At 62.8% G+C, this 7,471-nt stretch carries 7 protein-coding genes and 1 pseudogene; 5 read left to right on the forward strand and 3 right to left on the reverse strand.

Features of this window, described 5'->3' with window-relative positions; all coding sequences use genetic code 11:
* Window positions 1–49: 49 nt before the first annotated feature.
* From VF285_RS04825 to VF285_RS04835, 3 genes are all read right to left on the reverse strand, one after another.
* A complete protein-coding gene (locus tag VF285_RS04825; RefSeq protein WP_414648067.1) occupies window positions 50–1,570 on the reverse strand; it encodes a class I adenylate-forming enzyme family protein in 1,521 nt (506 codons plus the stop codon).
* Between the two features lie 84 nt (window positions 1,571–1,654).
* Window positions 1,655–2,827 carry a thiolase gene (locus VF285_RS04830; RefSeq protein WP_346951490.1) on the reverse strand — a complete coding sequence of 391 codons (1,173 nt, stop codon included), beginning with the start codon at window positions 2,825–2,827 and terminating at the stop codon, window positions 1,655–1,657.
* Entirely contained in the window at window positions 2,824–3,240 is a 417-nt protein-coding gene (locus VF285_RS04835; RefSeq protein ID WP_346951491.1) for a Zn-ribbon domain-containing OB-fold protein, read from the reverse strand. The genes VF285_RS04830 and VF285_RS04835 overlap by 4 nt, the downstream gene beginning before the upstream one ends.
* A 182-nt stretch (window positions 3,241–3,422) precedes the next feature.
* On the opposite strand from VF285_RS04835, the gene VF285_RS04840 reads away from it, so the two are divergent.
* The 5 genes and pseudogenes from VF285_RS04840 to VF285_RS04860 all read left to right on the forward strand — a co-directional run.
* A complete protein-coding gene (locus tag VF285_RS04840) occupies window positions 3,423–4,220 on the forward strand; it encodes an enoyl-CoA hydratase-related protein (protein ID WP_346951492.1) in 798 nt (265 codons plus the stop codon).
* 120 nt (window positions 4,221–4,340) lie between these two features.
* On the forward strand, window positions 4,341–5,228 hold the full coding sequence (locus tag VF285_RS04845; protein ID WP_346951493.1) for an SDR family NAD(P)-dependent oxidoreductase: 888 nt from the start codon (window positions 4,341–4,343) through the stop codon (window positions 5,226–5,228).
* Window positions 5,229–5,230: 2 nt separating this feature from the next.
* Window positions 5,231–6,094, forward strand: coding sequence for a MaoC/PaaZ C-terminal domain-containing protein (locus tag VF285_RS04850; protein ID WP_346951494.1), 864 nt, complete (start codon window positions 5,231–5,233; stop codon window positions 6,092–6,094).
* A gap of 70 nt (window positions 6,095–6,164) precedes the next feature.
* On the forward strand, window positions 6,165–7,316 hold the full coding sequence (locus VF285_RS04855) for an acyl-CoA dehydrogenase family protein (RefSeq protein ID WP_346951495.1): 1,152 nt from the start codon (window positions 6,165–6,167) through the stop codon (window positions 7,314–7,316).
* Between the two features lie 15 nt (window positions 7,317–7,331).
* A pseudogene (locus VF285_RS04860) lies at window positions 7,332–7,471 on the forward strand (electron transfer flavoprotein subunit beta/FixA family protein); the annotation flags it as partial.

The following is a 7,471-nucleotide window of genomic DNA, read 5'->3' on the forward strand; positions in this document are numbered from 1 at the left end:
CGATTGGGTGGGCGACAACGAGCAACCCACCGGCGTCGACCTGGCGGCTTCAACGCACCAGGTCGCGCAGCGGCTGCTTCTTGATCTTGCCACTGACTGTAGTCGGGATGGTGTCGATCGGCAAAATTTGTGCAGGAACCTTGTAAGGCGCAAGCTGCGCGCGAACGTGCAGGCGCAGAGCATCCACATCGACGGCCCCCGTCTGCAGGGGTTCGAAGAACGCGATGACTTCTTCGTTGCCATCGGCCGTGCCGCGCCCCACCACGGCAGACAGCTTGACCCCCGGAAAGGTATTGATCACCGCCTCGACTTCCAGCGGATACACGTTGAATCCCGAACGGATGATCATGTCTTTCGTGCGACCCGTAATGAAGAGCGCACCGTCGGCCTCCAGGCGCCCGAGATCCCCCGTGCACAACCAGGCGCCCGGCAGCAACGCCTCCCGGGTGCGCTCAGGATCTTTGTAATAGCCCAGCATCACTCCCGGGCCCCGCACGTGAATGGGCCCGGACTCGCCCATGGGAACATCGGGCGTGCCGGGAGCACCCAAGCGCAATTCGACGCCTTCGAGGGGATAGCCCGCACTGCAATCGCTGCGAGGCGCATCCATGGACGTGACGTAGAGCGACCCTGCATATTCGGTGATGCCATAGCCATGATGCATGGGCACGCCAAAATAATGCTCCACCTGACGCTTCAAGGTGGGGTCCAGGGCCGAGCCGCCCGCGTAGACGTAACGCAGGCGGGGCGCCTTGACCGGCGCGGGAAATGCCGCCAGCAGACGCGTGTACATGGTAGGCACCCCTTGCAGAATGCTCAGGCCCGGGGATTCGAGAGCCTGTAGCAGATCCGCCGGATCAAAGCGCCGGCGCACCACCAGGCTGGCCCCGACCTGAACCGTTGCCATCAGCACCGTGGCAATCCCGAAAATATGCGACAAGGGCAGCGCCGCATAACTGATGTCGTCCGCCGTGAGCCGGCGCGAAGCCGACGACACGCGCGCGAAATGTACCAGGCCTCGGTGCGGCACCATCACCGCCTTGGGGGCGCCCGTGGTACCGGAGGTGTAAATGAGCGTTGCCACACCCGAAGCCTCGGGCCCGGTTTCGGGCTCGGGACGCTGCACGGCGGGAGCCCATCGATTGCCATCCTGCCAGACAGAAGCCTCCGCCGCCAGAGCAGTACCAGTACCCTGCTCGGCATGTACGGCGGCAGCGTTGGACGAACGGCTGAAATACAGGGTGAGCACGGGCCGCGCGTGCGCCCGCACGGCTTCGACCTCACGCGCGCTCAGACGAGCATTCAGGCCTACCGCCCAGGCACCCAGCAGACTGCAGGCAAAGAGCGCCTGCACCATTTCTGCGCAGTTCTCACCAATGATCATCACCCGATCACCCGGCCGCGCGCCTTGCGCGACGAGCCAGTCACGTGCGGCATTGGCCCGCTGCCACATCTGGGCATAAGTGACGGTCCCGCCTTCTTCCAGGCACAGAAGCACTGTATCCGGGCGCGTTGAAACCTGCGCCTGAAGCAGGTGATGGATGCGATCCGGTGTGTTCAGGTCACCCACGATGTCTCCTCTCTGGTGGCGCTTCGTTGAGGCGCCAATGCCACGGGGGGCGTCCGCGCGGAGCGCGGCTCCCTTACCGATTTGTCACAACGTTTCTTCAGTGCCCAGGATGGCCGTGGACTGGCTGGACAGGGTGCCCCCATTGCCATTGACCACCGCCAACTGTGCGCCCGGCACCTGGCGATCCCCACACTGGCCGCGCAGCTGCCGCACGGCCTCGATGGTAATGAAAATGCCGTACATGCCCGGATGCAGGCACGACAGGCCACCGCCATTGGTATTGACCGGCAGATGCCCGCCCGGCGCAATACCGCCGCCGCTGACGAAATCGCCGCCTTCGCCTTTCTTGCAAAAGCCCAGATCTTCGAGGAACAGGATGGTATTGATGCTGAAGGCGTCGTACAGCTCGGCCACGTCGATGTCCGACGGTTTGACCCCGGCCATCTCGAACGCAATGCGCCCCGACTGCTGCGCGGCCGTCACGGTCAGGTCTTCCATCGACGAAATCTGGCGATTCCAGCAAGCGGTGGAATTGCCCAGCACGTAGACCGGCTTCTGCTTGAGCGACCGGGCACGGTCTGCACGCACCAGCACGTATGCGCCCGCACCATCGTTGACCAGGCAACAATCCCGAATCGTCAGCGGATCGGAGACCATGCGTGCCGAGAGCACTTCGTCAATGGTCAGCGGGTCGCGCATCAAGGCTTCGGGATTGAGCTGCGCCCAACGGCGTGCGGCCACGGCGACTTCGGCCAGGTGCTCGCGCTTGGTGCCGTACTGATGCATGTGGCGAGCCGCCGCCAAGGCATAGGAACTCAACGGGTTGAGCGGGTTGTAGGGTGTTTCGTAGGGCTGCGGGTCCAGCCAGCGGCGCACCCGCCCGACTTCAGCGCGACTCAGGCTCGACGTACGCTGCGTGCTGCCGTAGCAGACCAGGACGGCATTGCATTGACCGGACTCCAGCGCCTGAATGGCCGGCATCAGATGCGCCACGAAGCTGGACCCCCCCAGCATGGTGCTGTCGATGAACGTGGGGCGTATCCCCAAGTGTTCGATGACCGGCATGGCCCACATGGTGGCCGCCACGCTGGCGGTGCAGATGCCGTCGATGTCCTGCAACGTGAGCCCGGCGTCTTCGACGGCCCGATGCGAAGCCTGCACAAGGATTTCAAGCTCGGAATATCCCGTGGCAAAGCCGAACCCGGCGTGCCCCACCCCGGCGATGGCGGTCGCACCTCTGAGTCGTTTGGCTATCATGATTGGCCTCCGATGGGGTTGAACACCACGAGCTTGCCGCCTTCGGCATCGATCAGCGTCGCCTTGACTGCCATGCCGATTTTCACCTCGGCAGGGGCGACGCCTTCGACGCGGCTCATCATGCGGGCCCCTTCTTTGAGGTCCACCAGGGCGACGTTGTAATCCCCTCCCTTGTCAGCCTTGCGGCGCACGACGGTCGTGGAATAGACGACCCCGTCACCCGAAGGTGCGAACCACTCGAGTTGGTCACTGCCGCAGTGCGGGCAGACCATGCGAGGATAGAAGATGCTGCGCGAGCAGGCCGTGCAGCGCTGAATCAGAAAGTGCCCCTGATCCAGCTGTTTTCGGTAGTAGACGTCCGCGCCGACTTGCGAGGGCAGCGGATCGACCGGGATTTCGAGCGGGTCTGACATGAATCTCCTCCGTGGACCAAGGGCAACCGCACCGCGGCAGTGAGCCGTACCCAGAAAGTACGCCACCTGCAACGATTCGCTGCCTTCCGTTTTACAGATGCAAGTGTTCTGCAAATCGAGACTGCTGTGAATTCTGATTTGCTTAAATGGCTGTTTCGGACCCGTAAACCAAGGAGACCTCTGTGGACACCCGCTACCAGCACATCCTGTTCTCGTACGAAGATGGCGTGGGCCGCATCGTGCTCAATCGGCCCGACAGCCTCAACAGCATGACAGAAACCATGCACGCCGACATCCGCACCGCCCTGGATTTCATGGAGGCGCAGGCCGACTTGCGCGGCCTCATCCTGACGGGCTCCGGCCGGGGCTTCTGCGCCGGGCAGGACCTCACCGAACGCGCGCCACTGCCTCCTGGCGAAAAGCGCGACCTGTCGCGCGGCCTGAAAGACAACTACGCCCCTCTGGTGCTGCGCCTGCGCGCCCTGCCCGCGCCCGTGGTGTGCTTCGTCAACGGCGTCGCGGCAGGCGCGGGCGTGAGCCTGGCACTGGCGTGCGACCTCGTCTACGCCGTGCAATCCGCGCGATTCATCCAGGCCTTCACCCGCATCGGCCTGCTGCCCGACGCCGGCGGCACGCAGACCTGGCTGCAATTGGTGGGCCGTCAGCGCGCCATGGGCGCCTCACTCTTCGCCGAGCCTGTCTCCGCCCCGTTGGCCGAACAGTGGGGCCTCATCTGGAAGTGCATTCCCGACGAAATGCTGGAGGACACCCTGCAATCCGTCCACGCCCGCCTGGCATCCGGGCCGACACGCGCCTACGCCGCCACCAAGCAAGCGCTGTACGCAGCATCGAACAACACCCTGGCCGACCAAATGGAACTGGAAGGCATGCTGCAGAAATCGCTGGGCCTGACCGACGATTATCTGGAAGGTATGCGGGCCTTCGCCGAAAAGCGCGCCCCGCATTTCACCGGGCGATGACCCCGGAACTTCAGCGCTGCTTAACGCCCGCTTTTGCAATTCGAAGTTGAGGCGAACCGGCTTTTTCTCTATCGTGAACCGACAGTAGATTCCACCATTCAGCACACAGAGGAGCAGGCAATGAGCGAGTTGGTCAAGGGCAAGGTTGCGGTCGTGACCGGGTCAGGCGGTGGCATAGGCCGCGGGATCGCGCTGGCCATGGCAGCCAGTGGGGCGCAAGTCGTCGTAAACGACGTCAGTGCCGAAAACGCCCGGCATGTCGTGGACGAAATCAAGGCGGCGGGCGGCAATGCCGTGGCCTGCACCGACAGCGTCTCCAGCGCTGCAAGCGCTGAAAAGATTATCCAGGCGGCGCTAGATTCGTTCGGGCGCATCGACATCGTGGTCAACAACGCCGGCATTCTTCGCGACCGCCTGTTTCACAAGATGTCCAACGAAGAATGGTCGCAGGTACTGGACGTGCACCTCAATGGCTCCTTTTTCGTCAGCCACGCGGCAGCGCCGTTCTTTCGCAAGCAGGAATCCGGGGCCTACGTACACATGACGTCCACGTCGGGCCTGATCGGCAATTTTGGGCAGGCGAACTATTCCGCCGCAAAAATGGGCATCGTGGGCCTGTCCAAATCCATCGCGCTGGACATGTCCCGCTTTCATGTGCGCTCGAACTGCATCGCACCGTTTGCCTGGACCAGCATGACCAGCTCCATCCCCGCCAACACGCCGGAAGAAAAGGACCGGGTGAAAAAGCTGCAAAAGATGGAAGCGGGCAAGATTGCCCCGCTGGTGGTGTACCTGGGCAGCGACGCGGCCAGCGAAGTCACGGCGCAGATATTTTCCGTGCGGGCCAACGAGATCATGCTCTTCAGCCAACCGCGGCCGGTGCGCTCGGTGCACATGTCGGAAGGCTGGACACCTGAAGCCATCGCCCAGATTGCCATCCCCGCCATGCAGAACAGCTTCTACAAGCTGGAACGCTCGCCCGACGTGATCAACTGGGACCCCATCTGATCATGGCGCTCGATTATTCGCTCATCAAGCACTGGAAGTTCGACGACCTGCACCACGCATACACGCATAAAGACGTGATCCTGTACGCGCTGGGCATCGGCCTGGGACAGAACCCTACCGACCCACGCGAATTGCAGTATGTCTATGAAGATGGGCTCAAGGTCTTCCCGTCGATGGCAGCGGTCATGGGCTACCCCGGCTTCTGGATGAAAGACCCCAAGGCCAAAGTCACCTGGACCAAGGTCGTGCACGGCGAGCAGCGCATGCATTTTCATGCGCCGTTCCCGGCGCAGGGGGAAGTCATCGGGCGCAGCCGCATCACGCACGTGATCGACAAGGGGGCCGAAAAAGGCGCGCTGGTCGTGACCGAGCGCACCATCCACGAGGCGGGCACCGAAAAATTGCTGGCCACCGTGGAACAAGTCACCTTTTGCCGCGCAGACGGCGGCTTTGGTACCAGCGACCCAGGGCTCGATCCTCTGCCCAAGGTACCCGCCACCGCGCCAGACACCACTTGCACCCTGCCCACGTTACCCCAGGCCGCCCTGCTGTACCGCCTGAACGGCGACTACAACCCGTTGCACGCAGACCCGGCCGTGGCGGCCAAGGCAGGGTTCCCCCGCCCCATTCTGCATGGCTTGTGCACCTACGGCGTGGTGGCACGCGCGGTGGTCAGCACCTTGTGCGACGGCCAGGGCGACCGCCTGGCCTATCTGCACGGGCGCTTTTCAGCGCCGGTCTTTCCGGGCGAGACCCTGCAGGTCGATGTCTGGAAATCCGCCGACGGCACCGCACAGTTTCACGCCCGCGTCCTGGAACGCAACATCCTGGTACTAAGCAACGGCGTGGCCGGCATCCGCGCTTGAATCCCCCCTGTACCCGGTGCACAGGGGCCCCACCACCCATCGCGGGCACGGACACTTCGACTGAACCATCATGATCAGAGACCAAGAAACCCTGAACATCCTGCTGGACCAAATCTCACGCTTCGTGCGCGAGCGCCTGATTCCCAACGAAGAAGCCGTCGCGGAAACCGACGAGATCCCGGACGACATCGTCGACGAGATGAAGGCGATCGGTCTGTTCGGGCTCACGATCCCGGAACAATACGGCGGGCTGCAGCTCACCATGGAAGAAGAAGTCCTGGCCATGATCGAACTCGGGCATACCTCCCCGGCGTTTCGCTCGGTCATCGGCACCACGGTGGGTATCGGTTCACAAGGTATCGTGTTCGACGGCACGGATGAACAAAAGCAAAAGTACCTGCCCCGCATGGCCACCGGAGAGATCATCGCCTCATTTGCCCTGACCGAACCGGGCTCGGGGTCGGACGCCGGGTCGCTCAAGACCACCGCCATCCGCAAAGGCGACCACTATGTGGTCAACGGCACCAAGCGTTTCATCACCAACGCGCCGCACGCAGGCATTTTCACCTTGATGGCTCGTACGGCACCGGACGTCAAAGGCTCCGCCGGCGTGTCGGCCTTCATCGTCGAGGCCAATTCACCCGGCATCAGCCTGGGCAAGCGCGACCGCAAGATGGGCCAAAAGGGGGCTCACACCTGCGACGTGATCTTCGAAAATTGCAAGGTTCCCGCCGCCAACCTGATTGGTGGGGTCGAAGGGCGCGGCTTCAAGACCGCCATGAAGGTGCTCGACAAAGGCCGCATTCACATTGCAGCGATCTGCGTGGGCGTGGCCGAACGCATGCTGGCCGACGCTCTCAAATATGCCTCCGAGCGCCACCAGTTCGGCAAGGCCATCGGCGAATTCCAACTGGTCCAGGCCCTGCTGGCCGACAGCAAGGCCGAGCTCTACGCCGCCCGCTGCATGGTGCTCGACGCCGCCCGCCGTCGCGACGACGGCTTGCCCGTGAGCACCGAGGCATCCTGTGCCAAAATGTTTGCCTCCGAGATGTGTGGCCGTGTGGCCGACCGGGCCGTGCAGATTTTTGGCGGCGCAGGCTACATGAGCGAATACGGTATCGAGCGCTTCTACCGCGACGTACGGCTGTTCCGCATCTACGAAGGTACGACGCAGATCCAACAACTGATCATCGCGCGCAACATGCTGCGCGAATTGCACTAATCCAGGAATACAGAAATGAAGGTATTGGTACCGGTCAAGCGGGTAGTAGATTTCAACGTGAAGGTGCGGGTGAAATCCGATCACACGGGGGTGGACACGGCCAACGTGAAGATGTCCATGAACCCGTTTGACGAGATTGCGGTCGAGGAATCGAT

The sequence above is a fragment of the Castellaniella sp. genome (assembly GCF_036379515.1).
GTDB lineage: Bacteria > Pseudomonadota > Gammaproteobacteria > Burkholderiales > Burkholderiaceae_B > Castellaniella.